Genomic DNA, 16,024 nt, shown 5'->3' on the forward strand with positions numbered 1-16,024 from the left:
AAAGCCAACCCCACCAAAATGTAGGGCGGCAAGACTCCGCGAAGTCATACCCGAAGCGCCAGCAACCATCCTCCCCCAACCAGCCTCCGGCCAGTCACCATCTATTAGAGACTCCGCTCGACCAACGGAGAAGGGCTCGACCGGCGGTTGACTAGCGGTCATGTAGTTGGTTGAGCCGGTGAGGAGCGTAGCGACGAGGCGTGTCGAAACCCGGTGCGTCGGAGGGGGTCTCGACTTCGCTCGACCGGCGGAGGGGCGCTCGACCGGCGGGGTCTCGACTTCGCTCGACCGGCGTGGTGGGGCTCGACCGGCGGGAAGGGCTAGTGATCCGCGATGTGCTCGGCGATGGCCGTGTTCACCACGGAACGCTGCTCGTATGAGGCGAGGTGCGCTGCGTAGTCGAGGATCTGCAGGCGGGCGCCCGGGATGCCGTCGGCCAGTACCTGCTGGTGGTCGAGAGGGACGGCCTGGTCGTCGGCGCCGCCGATCACCAGGGTTGGCGCGCTGATCGACCCCAGGTCGGCGCGGGCGTCGAACCCGGCGATCGCCTCGCAGCACGCGGCGTACCCCTCGTCGGACGTCGCGGCGACCATTGCTCGCATCCGTTCGACGATCGCCGGATTGCGTTGCGCGAACGCGGTAGTGAACCACCGTTCGACGACGGACGCCGCGACGGACGCCGTGCCGTCGATCCGTACGGCCTGCGCGCGGTCGACCCACGGTTCGGGGTCGCCGAAACGCGCCGACGTGCACAGGAGGGTCAGTGTGCGGGCGAGGTGGGGGTGCGTGATTGCGAGTTCCTGGGCAGTGGCGCCGCCGAGTGACAGACCGACGAGGTGAGCGGCACCGACGTCGAGGCGACGCAGGAGTGCTGCGACGTCGTCGGCGATCGCAGCAACGGTGGATGTGCCGACGGAATCCGGCGACTCGCCGTGCCCGCGCAGGTCGACGGCGATGACGTCGTGTGCGTCCGAGAGCCCGCTGATCTGGGGCCGCCACATCGAACGATCAGCGCCCAGCGCTCCCAGAAGCACGATCGTCGGACCGTCGGCGAGTCCGTGTCGCTCGTAGGCGAGATCGACTGGTGCGGGCATGTGGGCTTCCGTTCGTATCGTGGCGAGTTCGCACGGAGGCGCGAGGTGTCACCAGGTGAACAATCGTATGACGAAGACGCGGCGGTGCGCTCAGCGTGTGATGAAGGTGATCGTCGTGCGCGGACGTCCGTCCGGACCGATCAGTGTTCGCGTCGACTCGTCGACGATGATCGTCGCGTCCTGTCCGCAGAACAGCGGCGCACCGTTCCGATGCTCGATCGCCGATACCGTCGGACTGTCGGCCAGGCGGTGGGTCTGCGCCACTGCCAGGGACATCAGCGGCCCGTGCACCACCAGCCCTGGATACCCCTCGACGCCGGTCGCGTACGGCCAGTCGTAATGGATGCGGTGTGCGTTGGCCGTTGCGGCGGAGAAGCGCATCAGCAGCGTCGGATCGGTGCGGAACGTCCACGCGTCATCGGTCCATGTCAACGGTGGGCCCGCGGGGACGAACTCCGGCGGCTCGGGGCGTTGGTCGGACACCGTCGACGCATCCCGGTAGATCAGATTCTGCCGCTCCACCACGGCGGGCTCACCAGCCGAGTCGTGCAGAACGGTCTCCACGGTGACCAGCACGAGTCTCCCGCTGCGCCCGTTCTTCTCGGTCACCTCGGCGACACGCGACTCGCGGCGAGTGATGTCACCGACCCGCAGCGGACGGACGAACTCGACGCGTCCACCGGCGAACATCCGCCTCGGCAGGTCGACCGGCGGAAGGAACGATCCGCGGAACGGATGGCCGTCGATACTGAGCTCCGACGACGACGCCCACCGAGGGAGTGCGGCCCAGTGCCACAGTGGAGGCAGTTCGTCGCCGAGTGCGGGTGCTCCGAGCCCGTCGTCGAACAGCGCGGAGAGCGCCGCGACGGGAGCTGGATCGACCAGCTCATCAGTGACGACAGTGTGCGGCGCCCAACTCACATGTACCGTCCACCGGTCACTTCGAGCACCGTCCCGGTCATGTACGACGACAGATCTGATGCGAGAAATGTTGCGACGCCCGCGATCTCATCCGGCTCGCCCGCGCGTCCCATCGGGATCTCGGACATCTTCTGATCCCAGATCCGTTCGGGCATCGCCTCTGTCATGGCGGTGCGGATCAGGCCCGGCTGGATGCAGTTGATGCGGACACCGAGATACGCGACCTCTTTGGCCGCGGCCTTCGACAGGCCGACGATCCCCGCTTTGGCCGCCGAGTAGTTGGTCTGGCCTGCGAGCCCGACCTTCCCGGAGATGGACGACAGGTTGATGATCGATCCTGTCTTTCGTTCACGCATGTGCGCAGCGGCCGCCCGGGTGCCGTGCCAGACGCCTTTGAGGTGCACGTCGATCACCTGGTCGAATTGATCCTCGCTCATCTTGCGCATGGTCGCATCGCGGGTGATGCCCGCGTTGTTGACCATGACGTCGACGGTGCCGAACGCGTCGACTGCCGAATCGATGAGCCGCCGGACGTCGTCGCCCGACGTGACGTCGCATGCGACGCCGCGTGCCGCCTCGTCGCCGCCGAGTGCGGCTGCGGCGTCGGCGACCTTCGCAGCGTCGAGGTCGCCGAGTACGACGCGAGCGCCTTCCGCGACGAAACGCGCGGCGACGGCGAACCCGATGCCTTGCGCTGCGCCGGTGACGACGGCGACCTTTCCGGCGAGGAGGTTGCTGGCACCTCCGCCGCTTTCTCCGTTTGTCGAGCGCAGTCGAGACATCACTTCCCCTTCGCTTGTTTCTTGGCTTCGCGGACCAGGCCGCCGCCGATGATCAGTCGTTGGATCTCGCTGGTCCCCTCGTACAGGCGCAGTAGCCGGACGTCGCGGTAGATCCGTTCGACGACGGTCTCGCGCATGTATCCGGACCCGCCGTGCACCTGGACGGCGGTGTCGGCGACCCGACCGACCATTTCGGTGCAGAACAGTTTCGCGACCGACGGCGCGATCCGACGGTCTTCCTCGGACACCCATTTCGCGGCGGCGTCGCGTACCAGGGCGCGTCCAGCCATGACATCGGTCTGCATGTCGGCGATGTGGGCTTGAACGAGTTGGAAGTCGCCGATCGGCGTCCCGCCCTGCGTCGTCACGGCCACGTGGCGCAGCGACTCGTGGAGAGCCCGTTGGGCGGAGCCGACAGCGAGTGCCGCGATGTGCACACGACCACGAGCCAACGACGTCATCGCAGCCTTGTAGCCGACGTCGACGTTGCCGCCGACCAGTGCCGAACCGTCGACGTGGACGTCGTCGAAGTGCACGTCGGCCGTCCATGCACCTTCCTGGCCCATCTTCTTGTCGCGATCGGCGACCGAGACGCCTGGTGCGTCGGCGGGCACGAGGAACACTGCAATGCCGGGGCCGTCGTCGTCCGCGGGTCGGACACGCGCGAACGTCACGAACAGATTCGCGGTGGGGGCGTTGGTGATGAAGCACTTGCCGCCGTCGATCACCCACGACCCGTCGGACCGCTGGACGGCTCGTGTGCGCAAACCTGCCGGATTCGATCCGGCTCCGGGTTCGGTCAGCGCGAACGACGCCACGACGTCGCCCGACGCGATTCGCTGCAGCCACGTCGACTTCTGTTCGTCGGTCCCGAAGTTCACCAGGACCTGACCGGCGATGCCGTTGTTGGTGCCGAACATCGACCGCAGTGCGAGTGCCGTGTACCCGAACTCCTGAGCCAGTTCGACGTCCTGCTGCAGATCGAGTCCGAGACCTCCCCACTCCTGTCCGATCGCGTACCCGAAAAGACCGATATCTCTTGCTGCGGTGACGAGATCATCGGGGACGGCATCGGCGTCGGCGATCTCGCGTTCACGCGGGACAACCCGCGTGCGGACGAAATCGCGCACAGCGTCTCTGATCTGGACGAAGTCTTCCGCACTGACCTGCGACATGGTCCTCCTCGTGTTCGATCGTTGATCGATCTGCTGCGCACTGCTCGGCGAAATCTGTTCTGCCAGCCGAATATACAATCCTCTCCTATGGCCGATGAGACGCAGATTACATCCGCACCATTGCCCCTCGACGGGATCCGGATCATCGAATTCGCGAGTTTCGTGGCCGGGCCGAGCGCGGGAATGTCGTTGGCGCAGTTGGGTGCGGACGTGATCCGGGTGGACCCGATCGGCGGGAACGCCGATGTGCGACGGTGGCCGCTCTCGAAGCGGACCGGCAGGAGCCTCTATTGGACTGCGCTCAATCGAGGCAAGCGCTCGGTGACCGTCGACGTCCGCAGCGAGGCAGGCCGTGACTTGCTGCTCGCACTGGCGACCGCACCGGGCCCGGACGCGGGCATCGTCGTCGACAATGCCGTCGGCCGCGACTGGTTCGCGTACGACGCGTTGCGCGCCCGTCGCGAGGACGTGATCGCTGTCCGCGTCCAAGGTCGCGCCGACGGCGGTCCCGCCGTCGACTACACGGTGAACGGCGCGATGGGGATGGCGTCGTTGACCGGGCCGTCGTGCACCGATGCACCGGTCAACCACGTGCTTCCGGCGTGGGATCTGCTGTGCGGCCAACAAGTCGTCACCTCGGTGCTCGCGGCCCTGCGGCGTCGCGACCGGACCGGGCGCGGCGCGCTGGTCGAGATTGCTCTGGCCGACGTCGCTGCGGCCGCCGTCGCCGATCTCGGCGTGTACACCGAGGCCGCCGAACGCGGCGACCGAGTCCGGCACGGCAATCACATGTACGGCAGCTTCGGCGTCGACTTCGCAACCGCCGACGCCGACCGCGTCATGATCGTGGCGTTGACACCGCGCCAATGGTCGGCGATCGGAACAGCGACCGGGATGACCGAGGTGCTCGCATCGTTGGCCGAATCGCTCGGCACCGATTTCGCGACCGACGAAGGCCGGGCGACGCACCGATTGGTGATCGAGGCGCTGCTCAGCCCGTGGTTCGCCGACCGGTCGACGGCGCAGGTGCAGGCCGCGCTCGACGCCGCGGGCGTGCTGTGGGGGCCGTACCGGTCGCCGGCTCAGGTCGCGGCCGAGCCGGCGTCGCAGCCAGTGCTCGCACTGCTCGATCAACCGGGCATCGGCGAGGTGATCTCGTCGAGTTCGCCCGCGCGATTCGACGCGCAGTACTCGGGAACCGTGCCCGCGCCGTCGCTCGGAGACCACACGGACGCCGTCCTGGCCGAGGTACTGGGACTCGGCGACGGTGAACTCGATCGGCTCCGCGGCGACGGCGTCATCGGCTGACGTCTCCCGCAGGTGACGCGCCGCACGCCTGAGATGTGACCGTTCGTCCGGGCACGCAGACACTCGACCGCTCGTGTCCGCCTGCCTGCGGCATTATGGTCAATATCCATGACTAACGCGTCGCTCGTCGCAGCTGCCGTCGCTGCTCGGGGCCTGAGGAAGAACGGTCCGTCGGGACCGGTGTTCGGACCGATCGATCTCGACGTCCCCGCGGGTGGACTGACCGTGCTCCGGGGCCCGGCCGGCTCGGGTCGGACCTGCCTGTTGTTGACGCTCGCCGGCCGGATGAAGCCGAAGTCGGGCGAGCTGTCGGTATTCGGGAAGACGACGCCGAAGCGCATCTTCAAGGTCGCTTCGATCGGAGCCGTCGACGACCTCGACGCCGTCTACGACGCGGTCCGGGTGATCGACCTCGTCACCGAGAAGTTGCGGTGGGACGCGCCCTGGTACCGGGTCGTCGGCAAACGAGCGCAGTCGGTCCAGAACGTGTGCGCCCCCGTCTGGGGGCCGCTTCCGCTGCCGGACCCGCGCGCATTCGTCGAGGACCTCAGCGAACTCGAGGTCTCGCTGCTGCGGATCGCCCTCGCGAATACTCGCCGCACGCCGCTGCTCGTGGTCGGCGGCGTCGATCAGTTGAGCAGCGTCGCCGACCAGCGGACGCTGATGCAGCGACTGGTGGAGTTGGGTCGCGAGCAGACGGTCGTCTGTGCGACGAGTAACCCGGTCGACGACGACCTGGGGATACGAACGGTCGTCGAGGTGCCGAATCTGGCGGGAAACGATCTTGTGCACGGAGAAGGGACCAACTGATGTTGGCGGGACTGTCGCTCGGTACCGAGTTCACGCGCTACGGCAAAGGCGCGATGCCGAAGATCGCGTTGGTCACCATCATTCTGATGCCACTCCTGTACGGCGCCATGTACCTGTGGGTCTTCTGGGATCCGTTCGACGAGGTCGACAAGGTGTCGGTCGCCGTCGTCAACGAGGACGTCGGTGCGCAGTCGCAGGGGACGTCGCTCAACGCGGGCGAACAAGTGCAGGACCAGTTACTGAAGTCCGGTCAGCTCGACCTGACGGCGACGGACCGGGCCGATGCCGCCGACGGGCTGGCGCACGGCCGCTACTACTTCACCATCACCATCCCGAAGGACTTCAGCAGCGCGATCGCCTCGGCGATCAGCGACAACCCGCACAAGGCGACGATCGAGTTCAAGTACAACGACGCCAACAGCTATCTGGCAGGCATCATCGGGCAGAACGCTGCAGCTCAGGTCTCGGAAGCAGTCAACGGGGCGATCGGCGAGCAAGCGGTCGACCAAGTCCTCGTCGGACTCGTCTCTGCAGGCAAGGGATTGACCACGGCGGCCGACGGCGCCAAGCAGCTCGCCGCGGGCATGGACACCGCCAACAGTGGCGCGCAACAACTCTCGAGCGGAGCCGACGAGCTAGCCGTCAACATGGTGACGGCCCGGGACGGGTCCGCCGAACTCGCGGCAGGCGCGCAACAGTTGGCGTCCGGCGTCGACCAGGCGACGGCGCCGCTCACCACCGCACTCGAGGACGTCGCGAACTCCGGGCTCAAACCGACGCAGTACGCCGACGACGTCGCCGACCTGACCAAGAAGGCGTCGACGGTGCTCGACGGGATCGGCACGATCGGTGCGGGGCAGTCGCAGGCCGAACAGGTGTTGAGCGGCGTGATCACGCAACTGCGCAGCAGCCATGACCCGACGGCGCGATCGTTGGCGGCCGCCTTGCGCCCGGTGCAGAACTTCCTGCGGACCGAAGGCGTCGACCCGACCACCACGCAACAAGTGACGACGCTGTCGCAACAGTCGAAGGCGTTGTCGGCCCAACTCGGTGACCCGAACTCGGGGCTGCGCGGCCTCCTCGGACAGTTGGAGAGCGGAGAACTGCCCGGAAAAGTCGGCGAACTCGTCGACGGAGCCAACCAACTGTCAGCGGGCGCCGGGCAGCTCAACTCGGGTCTCGTGCAGCTCACCGACGGCAGCCAACAGTTGGCCGCAGGCGCCGGTGAACTCGCCGACGGCACCCCGAAACTGTTGGACGGCGCGAACCAGTTGTCGACGGGGCTCGCCGACGGCGTCAAGCAGGTCCCCGACTTCGGCGACTCCGAACAACAGGCGAAGACTGCGGCCAACCTGTCGCAGCCCGTCGAACTGAGCTCGGTCACCGAGAATCGGGCACCGACGTTCGGTGCTGGTTTCGCACCGTTCTTCCTGCCGTTGGCGCTGTTCATCGGCTCGTTGATCATCTGGATGCTGATCAAACCGCTACAGACACGACCGGTCTTGGACGGTCTCGGCGGACTCCGCTCGGTGCTCTCGTCGTACTGGCCCGCGATCCTCGTCGCCCTCGCGCAGGTCGTCGTGATGTTCCTCGTCGCGCACTTCGCCGTCGGTCTCGATCCAGCGCATCCGCTGGGGATGGCCGCGTTCATGCTGCTGATATCCGGCGCGTTCCTAGCATTGATACAGATGTTCAACGCGCTGTTCGGAGTGGCTGTCGGCCGAGTCGTCTCGTTGGCGTTCCTGATGGTGCAGATCGTCGCATCCGGCGGCATATATCCGGTGGAGACGACGGCGAAGCTCGCCCAAGTGGTGCATCCGTACGATCCAATGAGTTATGCGGTGACCGGGTTGAGACAGCTGATCTCGGGCGGCGTCGACGGCCGAATGTGGACGTCAGTCGCGGTCCTCGCCGGCGTCATAGTCGTCGCCGTGGCCATCAGTTCGTGGGCGGCGCGCCGAAACCGGCAACTAACGATGGACCAGCTGTATCCGCCGATCGAAGTGTGACGGCGCGCGTCTCGCAGCTGGTTGAGCCAGCAGGCCCTTTGCGGTTGGTTGAGCGAGCGGAGCGAGTCGAAGCCGGGGGATGGCGGCGTCAGTCTCGCAACGTCTTCGCGGCCGTCGTGGCGAGCGTGTCGGCGATCTCGTTGTACTTGTCGCCCGCATGGCCCTTCACCCAGCGCCATTCGACGGTGTGAACCTTCTCGGCCTCGATGAGCTCCTGCCAGAGGTCGGTGTTCTTGACCGGCTGCTTGCTCGCGTTCTTCCATCCGTTGCGGACCCAGCCTGCGACCCACTTGGTGATGCCGTTCCGGACATAGCTGGAGTCGGTGTAGAGGATCACCGTCGACGGCCGGGTCAGGGCGTTGAGCGCCTTGATCGCGGCCGTGAGCTCCATCCGGTTGTTGGTGGTGTCCGGCTCGGCCCCCGACAGTTCCTTCTCGACGTCGCCATAGCGGAGGATCGCGCCCCAGCCGCCGGGGCCGGGGTTGCCGAGGCATGCACCGTCGGTCGAGATCTCAACGGTCTTGGCCGCAGCAGCGAGGGGCGAGTCAGTCATGGGACATGAGGTTACCGGGGTGTCAGCGGACGAAGACGAATGCCAGGGAGACGACGACGAGGCCGCCGATGAGGACCCAGATGGCGAACGGTCCGGGCATGTGCCCGCCGTTCTCGAGGGCGTGCGTCGTCTGATACCAACGTCGTCCGCCGACGGCAGCGCACGCCGCCCCCAACAGAACAAGCCCGACGCCGAGAACGGTCTGCAAGACGGGTGAGGTGAACTCGCCGATGACGTGCAGGACGGCGACGCCCGCGGCCACCAGACCGAGCGAGGTTCGGATCCACGCGAGCATCGTGCGCTCGGCGGCGAGCGTGAATCGGGCGTCGACGGACCCGGGCGGGCTGGGCTGCTCGCTCATGTGCGGGCTCGTTCCACGAGGGTCGAACTCGTCCGCAGGTTGCGGCCGGTTCCGGTGACGCCGAGCGCGCGTTCGATCAGCTTCGGCGTCAGCTTGGTCGCGCCGGCGCCGTTTCGGTAGTCGATGTGCAGGTCGCGGCCGATGACGGCGAGACGCTCGCCGTTTCCGAAGTCGCGGGCGCAGAACTCGTCCGCGGCGGCCGCGTTCGGAGTCCCGGTCAGGAAGTAGAGGTGGCCGTGGGCGGCGTCGCCGAACGCGAATGCGGCCAGAGCGGCGGCGATCTCGTCTGGTGTCCTGCTGATCACTTCTCGAAAGTAGCCGAACTCGGCGGAGATCGCCTGCTCGAGAGCACGATCGAACTCGGTGGGGTCGCCAGGCGGCGTGCACAACAGGTTCCCGGACGCAATGTACGTCGAGACGTCGTCGGCGCCGAGTTCGGTCGCGATCTGTCGCAGGCGCACCATCGGTAGCTTGGTGCCGCCGACGTTGACGGCGCGGATCAAGACGATGCGTGATGCAGGCACGGACGGCTCCTCAGTGTCCTCGATCGGGATGTCCTGAACGTTAGTCCGTCATGAGTTCGTCTGGTGGGCGTGTGCGACTTCGGCGATGGCCGTGCGGAACGCACGGACCGCCGGGTGGGCGGTCCGCCCCGTGCGGGTCGCGGTGTAGAGCATCCGATGCGGGTCGTCCGGGAGCGACGCCAACCGCGTCCCGGCGAGATGCCGTGCCGCCAACAGCGACGGCATCAATGCGGCCGCGTGACCGGTGCGGACGAGATGAGCCTGCAACAACGGGTCGGGGGTGTCGAACCGGACGATCGGTTCGAAGCCTGCCGCACGGCAGACGCCCCGCGACCAGGCCCCCATCGCGGTGTCCTCCGGGTCGAGCGCCCACGGTGCATCCGCGAGCCGGTCGAGCGTCGACGGCAGGTCGGCCCACCGCCCGTGCGACGGCAGCGCCAACATCACCGAGTCCCGAAGCAGATCCTCGCGGTGCACGTCGGGCCGAATCGGATGCGGTCGGCCGGGGAACTCCTCGCCGAGGACCACGTCGAACTCCTGGGCCATCATCCCGCTGCTCGCCAGATCCTCGTCGCGCTGGATGATCTCCACCTGCAGTGCCGGGTGACGTTCGCCCAGGAGCGTGAGGGTGGCCGGAGCGAGTTCGAGGACGACGGACTGGAACAGCGCGACGCGCAGAACGCCCTGCACCGTCGGCTGTGATGCGGCGAGGTCGGCCTCGGCGGCTTCGAGTTGGGTGAGGATCACATCGGTGTGTCCGACGAGAGTCAGCGCCGCGTCGGTCGGCCGGACGCCTCGTCCGACCCGCTCCAACAGTGGAACTCCGGCCTCGCGTTCGAGCTGCGACAGTTGCTGACTGACAGCCGACGGTGTGTATGTCAGCGCCTCCGCGACGGCGGCCAACGTTCCCCGAAGATGCAGTTCTCGCAGAATTCGCAGCCGAGCGACATTCAGCACCGGGAACTCCAATCATTAGATCAGCTGATGTGTATCAGCCAGAAAGGTTCGCTGGACTGACTCTACTGCGGGACGGAGACTGGACGCTGTGATGACGACGAACGACGGTCAGCGGCCAGGCGCCGCAGTGCTCATGATCGTCGGATCGTGTACCTCGCTGCAGTTCGGAGCCGCGATCGCCGTCGACCTGTTCGACGAGATGGGGTCGTGGGGCGTCACGTTCCTGCGTCTGGCGATCGCCGCCGCCGTCCTCCTGGTCGTTGTCCGCCCGCGACTAGGCAGCTGGGGGCGTGGCCAGTGGGCGGCCGTCGTCGCCTTCGGTCTCGTGACAGCCGCGATGAACGGCTTCTTCTACACCGCCATCGGTCGCATCCCGTTGGGGACGGCGGTGGCGATCGAGTTCCTCGGCCCGCTGGTCCTGTCGGCGGTGCTCTCCCGGCGACGCGCTGACCTGCTGTGGGTCGGGCTGGCGTTCATCGGGATGAGCCTGCTCGGCGTCGACAGCGTGCTTGGGTCGTCGTCGCTCGACCTGGTCGGCATCGCGTGCGCGCTCCTTGCCGGGCTGTTCTGGGCCGGCTACATCCTGGCCGGTGCCCGCGTGAGTAGGACGGTGCCCGGCACGGGCGGTCTCGCCGCAGCCCTCACCGTGTCGGCAGTCGTGCTGCTTCCGATCGGAGCGCATCAAGCGCTTCCGGCCCTGCACGACTGGCGAATTCTCACGCTCGCCGCGGCGATCGCACTCCTCGGGTCGGTGATCCCGTACAGCCTGGAGATCGCCGCCCTCCGTCGACTGCCTGAGCGGGTGTTCGGCGTGCTGCTCAGCCTCGAACCCGTCGTGGCCGCCCTCGTCGGGCTGCTCGTGCTGCATCAGCCGATCGGTCTGCTGCCTGCCCTCGCCATCTGTGCTGTGATCGCCGCGACGGTCGGGACCACTTTGAGTTCCTCGCGTCGAGAGAGCGTTCAAACGGAGGTCGACGTGCCCGGTGAGACGCGTGTCCTGGCGTCTGCGGGCTGCTCCGACTAGCGCCTCGGCACTGCCGTCAGTCAGCGGCTTCCTCGGAACTTGTCCACAAAAGTAGACATGTTCCGGGTTCTTCACGTGGATCTAGCGCTCTCGTCGCGCGGCGTTCACCGAGTGCGTCGACTCTGGTCGCCGGTACCTCTGAACGAATCGGTCCCGACTTCGATCGGACGCCGAACCTCCCGACCTCGCGCGCCGCTCCGCCGTGCGCGTCGCCCCGAAAGGCCCGCAATGCGTATCCCCAGCATCAAGAGCATGCTCTCCGTCACCGCAGCGACGCTCGTCGCCGCGGCCGCGGTCACCGGATGCTCCTCGACCAGCTCCGGCTCCGAAGGATGGGCCAAATCGGCGGACACCATCGTGTTCGCGGCCGTCCCCGACCAGGCCGGATCGGACGCCAACTGGAAGCCGCTCCAGGAATACCTCGAGAAGAAGACCGGGTACAAGGTCGAATACCACCCGACCAGCGACTACACGGCGCTCATCGCCTCGCTCGTCTCGGGTAAAGCCGACGTCGGCACCATGGGCGGCCTGCAGTACGTGATGGCCGTCAACAAGGGCGCGAAGATCGATCCCGTCGCCGCGAACCTGTCGTCGCCGGACGTCAAGGACGCTGGCTACTACTCGGAGGCCATCGTCCCGGCAGGGTCGCCGATCAAGTCGCTCGCCCAGGCCAAGGGGAAGTCGGTGTGCTTCGTCGACCCGAACTCCACATCGGGCTTCCTGTTCGGCCTGTACGCGCTCTCCAAGAACGGCATCAACGTGAACGCCGACGGCACCGACGCGAGCGGTCGTCCGACGTTCACGGACTTCAAGCCCTTCTTCGCCGGCAGTCACGACAAGTCGGCGCAGGCCGTGGCCTCGAAGCAGTGCGATGTCGGTTTCGCCGAAGACACGGTGGCGCAGCCCCTCGAGAAGGCAGGCAAGGTCAAGGTCCTCGCCCGCGAGTACGTCCCCGGCGGCCCGTTCACGGTGTCGTCCACCCTGCCCGCCGACGCTAAGACAAAGGTGACTGAGGCGCTGCGAGGCGCCTCCGTGGAGGCGATCAAGGCATCGGGAGCGCAGCTGAACGACGGTTTCACGTCGAGCTACTTCGGCACCCAGACCGTCGACGAGTCGTACTTCAAGGCCATCAGCGACCTGTGCAAGAAGATCCCGACCGCCAAGTGCGCGTCCTGACCGGAACGGATCGGAATCTGTCATGACCAACAAGACGATCACACCGATCATCAACGTCAATTCAGTCGTGAAGGACTTCGGCGGTCCCACTCCCGCCCTGAACGGCGTCGACCTCACGGTTCGCCGCGGTGAGGTCGTCGTGTTGCTCGGGCTCTCCGGGTCGGGCAAGTCGACCCTGCTGCGGCACCTCGACGGACTGGACACACCGACCTCGGGCTCGGTCTCGGTCCTCGGTCGCGAGCTGACGTCGTGCAGTGCCAAGCAGATGCGCGGACTGCGCGGCGACGTCGCGATGATATTCCAGCAGTTCGAACTCGTCGGGCCACTCACCGTCATCGAGAACGTCCTGACCGGAGCGCTCGGCAGACTGCGGGGACCGCGGCTGGGGCTGTGGACGTATCCGAAGGCCATGCGCACCACGGCGCTGGAGAACCTCGAACGCGTCGGCCTCCTCGAGAAGGCGTACGACCGTGCCGACCAGTTGTCCGGCGGTCAGCAGCAACGGGTGGCCATCGCCCGCGCGCTGATGCAGGACCCGGAGGTCCTGCTGGCCGACGAGCCGGTCGCCAGCCTCGACCCGGAGTCCAGCGATCAGGTCATGTCCCTGATCCGACAGATCGCGGCCGACCGCGGACTGACCGTGGTCTGCAGCCTGCACCAGGTGGATCTGGCACTCGGCTGGGCGGACCGGATCATCGGACTCCGCGGCGGCGAGGTCGTCATGGACAGCCCGTGTGGTCCGACCCTCCCGCGTGAGCGCGTCATGGAGATCTACGGCCGGCTGCCGTCGTCGCCCGCCGAGTTCGCGCCGGCGGGCGTGAGCGCGTCGTCATGGTGACGACGCTCGACCGTCGGCGGCCCGAGACGCCGCCCGCAGCGCCTCGCCCGTCCCGCAACCGGGGCCGGACCGCAGGCCTGTTCGTGCTTCTCGCGCTCGGCGTCTTCGCTGTCTATTCTCTTGTCTCGCTCGACTTCTCGTGGGCCAGCATGATGTCGAGTCTGGACAACGCGCGGGACGTCTTCGCCCTGATGGATCCGATCAGTCTGCCGCCGCTCGGCGACCTGGCGTACCTGATCGGCCTCACTCTCGGCATCGTCGTCCTCGGTACGGTCGTCGCCGCCGTGATCTCCGTCCCGGTGGCCTGGGTGGCGGCGTCCAACACCACCCCGGCCCGAGGCCTCCTGTGGATCGGACGAGCGATCGGGGTCGTGACCCGAGCGGTACCGGATGTGGTTCTGGCGCTGGCGTTCTCGCTGACCTTCGTCCTCGGCAGTCCGCTGCCCGGCGTCCTGGCGATCGGCATCCACTCCATCGGAATGATCTCGAAGCTGTTCGCGGACGCGATCGAACAGATCGACGACGGTCCGCGCCTGGCGATCCGAGCGGTCGGCGGTTCGCGCGCTCAGGAATTCTGGTCCGGAGTGTTCCCACAGGTGATGCCGTCGTGGATCGCGACGACGCTGCACCGTTTCGACATCAACCTCCGCGGATCGGCGATCCTCGGCTACGCGGGCGTCGGCGGACTCGGCTACGCGATGAAGATCGCGTTCGAGGACTTTCCGCAAGGCTATGGGCGAGGCCTGGGCATCGCAGGCGTGATCTTCGTGCTCTGCGTCGTGGTCGAGGTGATCTCGTCGACGATCCGTCGCAACCTGCTCGGGGTGCATCCCACCGGTCGGGGACTTGGCGACACGATCGTCCGCCGCGCGACGCGCGATCGGGTCCATCGCACGCGCGTCGCGTCACCGGCGACGGTATCGGCAGTCACCGTCGAGACGATGGCGCGCCGACTATGGTCGCCCCGCCGAGTTCGCAACGCGGCGTGGACGGCGGGCGCTCTCGCGCTGATCGTCGGCAGCTACTGGCTGGCCGACATCGAGTTCGGCGACGTCACCTGGGGATACGTGTGGCCGACGATTCAAGGGTTCTGGCCGCCAGACACCGGTACGCACACCCTGATCGACTTCGGGGAGGCGCTCCTGGTGACGGTCCAGGTGGCGTTCGGTGCAGCGTTGCTCTCCCTGGTCTTCTCCCTGATCTTCGGCTCGTTCGCGGCCCGCAACATCGCTCCGAACGGCGTGGTCCGCAGTATCTTCCGCGTGATCCTCGTGGTGTTCCGCGGTATCCCCGAACTCGTTCTGGCGATCTTCCTCATCATGGTCACCGGCCTCGGGAATCAGGCGGGCGCGGTCGCGCTCGCCATCGGCGGCATCGGGCTGCTCGGCAAGCTCATCGCGGACTCGTGCGAAGAAGTGGACGCCGGTCCCGAACGTGCGTTGACGGCAGTCGGTGCATCGCCGGGCCAGCGATATCTCTCGGCGACGTGGCCCCAAGCGGTGCCGTCGTTGATCGGCAACACGCTCTACCTCGTCGACACGAACATCCGCGCCGCGACCCTCCTCGGGATCGTGGGCGGCAGCGGCATCGGCTTCTACCTGACGAATGCGTCGACGATGTCGACCATGCACGGTCAGGTGACGTTCTTGGTCATCATGTTGATCGTGACGGTGCTGGTGGTGGAAGGCCTGTCGGTATGGCTGCGACGAGTGTTCAATTGAGGCCCGCCGGGTGACTCGATGCCCGGCGCGCTCGACGTCAGAGGGACTGCTCGATGTCGAGCTCTACCCGGTCGGCTGGAAAACGGGTGCTTGCGAACTGGAGTGGCGTCCCGTCGGGCAAGGTGTCCAAGCCCTGCACGGCGAGGACGACCGCTCCCTCGTCGAGTGTGAGATCGGCCAGCTCGGTAGCCGTCGCGTGTCGTGCGGCGACGACGGTGCTCGCGCGCACGTAGTCGGCGATGCCAGCCTCCTGGAGCGAGACCGTGATAGAGCCGTGCTCGCGGAAGCGGGCGCCGAGCCCGGGCACCCGCTCGGCGTCGAACCATCCGGTGGCACGGGAGATCGGTCGGCCGTCGACGGCGCGAACGATCTCCAGGCGGAGCGCGGGGCGGTCGCCCAGTCCCAGCCGTTCGGCGATGGGCGGCGGCGCAGGCGCGACCTCTTCCTCCAGCAGGATTCCGGTGGCCGACGAGCCTGCGCGCAGACTGTCGCGCAGTCGGGTACGCACGCCGATCCGATGGACGAGCAGCGTGTGCTCGGCGACGAACGTCCCGCTCCCGCGGCGGGCCACCACCAGACGGTCGGCGACGAGCGAGGCGACGGCCTGCCGCACGGTGTTGCGGTTCACGGCGAATCGCTCGGCCAACTGGGCTTCGGACGGGAGTCTGGTGTCCGGCGGGAGTCCGCCGTCGACGATCTCCCGCCGCAGCTCCTCGGCGATCCGTCGCCACACCGAGAAGCCGCTGGAGGATCTGGTCGGGTTCGACATAG

Annotated in this window: 16 protein-coding genes; 7 read left to right on the forward strand and 9 right to left on the reverse strand. The window is 67.2% G+C overall.

Translation table 11 applies throughout. The features are described from left to right. Nucleotides 1–320 precede the first annotated feature (320 nt). The 4 genes from L5G32_RS18145 to L5G32_RS18160 all read right to left on the reverse strand — a co-directional run bounded on the left by L5G32_RS18145 (nt 321) and on the right by L5G32_RS18160 (nt 3,972). Nucleotides 321–1,094, reverse strand: coding sequence for an alpha/beta fold hydrolase (locus L5G32_RS18145; RefSeq protein WP_237012484.1), 774 nt, complete (start codon nt 1,092–1,094; stop codon nt 321–323). 90 nt (nt 1,095–1,184) lie between these two features. Beyond that, nucleotides 1,185–2,015 carry an HTD2 family dehydratase gene (locus L5G32_RS18150; RefSeq protein ID WP_237012485.1) on the reverse strand — a complete coding sequence of 277 codons (831 nt, stop codon included), beginning with the start codon at nt 2,013–2,015 and terminating at the stop codon, nt 1,185–1,187. Then, nucleotides 2,012–2,797 (reverse strand): 3-oxoacyl-ACP reductase FabG, encoded by a 786-nt coding sequence (fabG, locus tag L5G32_RS18155; protein WP_237012486.1) that lies wholly within the window; start codon nt 2,795–2,797, stop codon nt 2,012–2,014. The genes L5G32_RS18150 and fabG overlap by 4 nt, the downstream gene beginning before the upstream one ends. Continuing rightward, nucleotides 2,797–3,972: an acyl-CoA dehydrogenase family protein gene (locus tag L5G32_RS18160; protein ID WP_237012487.1), complete on the reverse strand. Its 1,176-nt coding sequence runs from the start codon at nt 3,970–3,972 to the stop codon at nt 2,797–2,799. Before L5G32_RS18160 ends, fabG begins: the two co-directional genes overlap by 1 nt. 87 nt (nt 3,973–4,059) lie before the next feature. On the opposite strand from L5G32_RS18160, the gene L5G32_RS18165 reads away from it, so the two are divergent. The 3 genes from L5G32_RS18165 (at nt 4,060) to L5G32_RS18175 (ending at nt 8,099) form a co-directional block, all read left to right on the forward strand. Further along, nucleotides 4,060–5,280, forward strand: coding sequence for a CoA transferase (locus tag L5G32_RS18165; protein ID WP_237012488.1), 1,221 nt, complete (start codon nt 4,060–4,062; stop codon nt 5,278–5,280). A gap of 108 nt (nt 5,281–5,388) precedes the next feature. Beyond that, complete coding sequence (locus L5G32_RS18170) at nt 5,389–6,090, forward strand: ATP-binding cassette domain-containing protein (RefSeq protein ID WP_237012489.1); 702 nt, start codon at nt 5,389–5,391, stop codon at nt 6,088–6,090. Then, nucleotides 6,090–8,099 (forward strand): YhgE/Pip domain-containing protein, encoded by a 2,010-nt coding sequence (locus L5G32_RS18175; protein WP_237012490.1) that lies wholly within the window; start codon nt 6,090–6,092, stop codon nt 8,097–8,099. The genes L5G32_RS18170 and L5G32_RS18175 overlap by 1 nt, the downstream gene beginning before the upstream one ends. A gap of 88 nt (nt 8,100–8,187) precedes the next feature. On the opposite strand, the gene rnhA is transcribed toward L5G32_RS18175, so the two are convergent. The 4 genes from rnhA to L5G32_RS18195 are packed head-to-tail and all read right to left on the reverse strand — an operon-like array spanning nt 8,188 to nt 10,494. Next, the gene (gene rnhA / locus L5G32_RS18180; RefSeq protein WP_237012491.1) at nt 8,188–8,652 is read right to left on the reverse strand and encodes a ribonuclease HI; all 465 of its coding nucleotides are present in this window, start codon (nt 8,650–8,652) and stop codon (nt 8,188–8,190) included. A 22-nt stretch (nt 8,653–8,674) separates the two neighbouring features. Further along, nucleotides 8,675–9,013: a YidH family protein gene (locus L5G32_RS18185; protein ID WP_237012492.1), complete on the reverse strand. Its 339-nt coding sequence runs from the start codon at nt 9,011–9,013 to the stop codon at nt 8,675–8,677. Then, entirely contained in the window at nt 9,010–9,537 is a 528-nt protein-coding gene (locus L5G32_RS18190; protein ID WP_237012493.1) for a DUF1697 domain-containing protein, read from the reverse strand. The genes L5G32_RS18185 and L5G32_RS18190 overlap by 4 nt, the downstream gene beginning before the upstream one ends. 48 nt (nt 9,538–9,585) lie before the next feature. Beyond that, nucleotides 9,586–10,494, reverse strand: coding sequence for a LysR family transcriptional regulator (locus L5G32_RS18195; protein ID WP_237012494.1), 909 nt, complete (start codon nt 10,492–10,494; stop codon nt 9,586–9,588). Between the two features lie 91 nt (nt 10,495–10,585). On the opposite strand from L5G32_RS18195, the gene L5G32_RS18200 reads away from it, so the two are divergent. From L5G32_RS18200 to L5G32_RS18215, 4 genes are all read left to right on the forward strand, one after another. After that, nucleotides 10,586–11,518 carry an EamA family transporter gene (locus tag L5G32_RS18200; protein WP_237012529.1) on the forward strand — a complete coding sequence of 311 codons (933 nt, stop codon included), beginning with the start codon at nt 10,586–10,588 and terminating at the stop codon, nt 11,516–11,518. 228 nt (nt 11,519–11,746) lie between these two features. Beyond that, entirely contained in the window at nt 11,747–12,694 is a 948-nt protein-coding gene (locus L5G32_RS18205) for a phosphate/phosphite/phosphonate ABC transporter substrate-binding protein (protein WP_237012495.1), read from the forward strand. A gap of 22 nt (nt 12,695–12,716) precedes the next feature. Then, nucleotides 12,717–13,532, forward strand: coding sequence for a phosphonate ABC transporter ATP-binding protein (gene phnC / locus L5G32_RS18210; protein ID WP_237012496.1), 816 nt, complete (start codon nt 12,717–12,719; stop codon nt 13,530–13,532). Continuing rightward, nucleotides 13,526–15,253, forward strand: a complete 1,728-nt coding sequence (locus L5G32_RS18215; protein WP_237012497.1) for a PhnE/PtxC family ABC transporter permease — start codon at nt 13,526–13,528, stop codon at nt 15,251–15,253. The genes phnC and L5G32_RS18215 overlap by 7 nt, the downstream gene beginning before the upstream one ends. A 37-nt stretch (nt 15,254–15,290) precedes the next feature. Here the strand turns inward: L5G32_RS18215 and phnF are convergent, their stop codons facing one another. Then, nucleotides 15,291–16,022: a phosphonate metabolism transcriptional regulator PhnF gene (gene phnF, locus L5G32_RS18220; protein WP_237012498.1), complete on the reverse strand. Its 732-nt coding sequence runs from the start codon at nt 16,020–16,022 to the stop codon at nt 15,291–15,293. Between the last annotated feature and the right edge of the window lie 2 nt (nt 16,023–16,024).

It is taken from the genome of Gordonia zhenghanii (assembly GCF_021738965.1).
Classification (GTDB): Bacteria; Actinomycetota; Actinomycetes; order Mycobacteriales; family Mycobacteriaceae; genus Gordonia; species Gordonia zhenghanii.

Bases quoted from the DNA above. Each gene is read 5' to 3' on its own strand.
- L5G32_RS18145 (WP_237012484.1), bottom strand. From the start codon at position 1,094: ATGCCCGCACCAGTCGATCTCGCCTACGAGCGACACGGACTCGCCGAC.
- fabG (WP_237012486.1), bottom strand. From the start codon at position 2,797: ATGTCTCGACTGCGCTCGACAAACGGAGAAAGCGGCGGAGGTGCCAGC.
- L5G32_RS18160 (WP_237012487.1), bottom strand. From the start codon at position 3,972: ATGTCGCAGGTCAGTGCGGAAGACTTCGTCCAGATCAGAGACGCTGTG.
- L5G32_RS18165 (WP_237012488.1), top strand. From the start codon at position 4,060: ATGGCCGATGAGACGCAGATTACATCCGCACCATTGCCCCTCGACGGG.
- L5G32_RS18170 (WP_237012489.1), top strand. From the start codon at position 5,389: ATGACTAACGCGTCGCTCGTCGCAGCTGCCGTCGCTGCTCGGGGCCTG.
- L5G32_RS18175 (WP_237012490.1), top strand. From the start codon at position 6,090: ATGTTGGCGGGACTGTCGCTCGGTACCGAGTTCACGCGCTACGGCAAA.
- rnhA (WP_237012491.1), bottom strand. From the start codon at position 8,652: ATGACTGACTCGCCCCTCGCTGCTGCGGCCAAGACCGTTGAGATCTCG.
- L5G32_RS18185 (WP_237012492.1), bottom strand. From the start codon at position 9,013: ATGAGCGAGCAGCCCAGCCCGCCCGGGTCCGTCGACGCCCGATTCACG.
- L5G32_RS18200 (WP_237012529.1), top strand. From the start codon at position 10,586: ATGACGACGAACGACGGTCAGCGGCCAGGCGCCGCAGTGCTCATGATC.
- L5G32_RS18205 (WP_237012495.1), top strand. From the start codon at position 11,747: ATGCGTATCCCCAGCATCAAGAGCATGCTCTCCGTCACCGCAGCGACG.
- phnC (WP_237012496.1), top strand. From the start codon at position 12,717: ATGACCAACAAGACGATCACACCGATCATCAACGTCAATTCAGTCGTG.
- L5G32_RS18215 (WP_237012497.1), top strand. From the start codon at position 13,526: ATGGTGACGACGCTCGACCGTCGGCGGCCCGAGACGCCGCCCGCAGCG.
- phnF (WP_237012498.1), bottom strand. From the start codon at position 16,022: ATGTCGAACCCGACCAGATCCTCCAGCGGCTTCTCGGTGTGGCGACGG.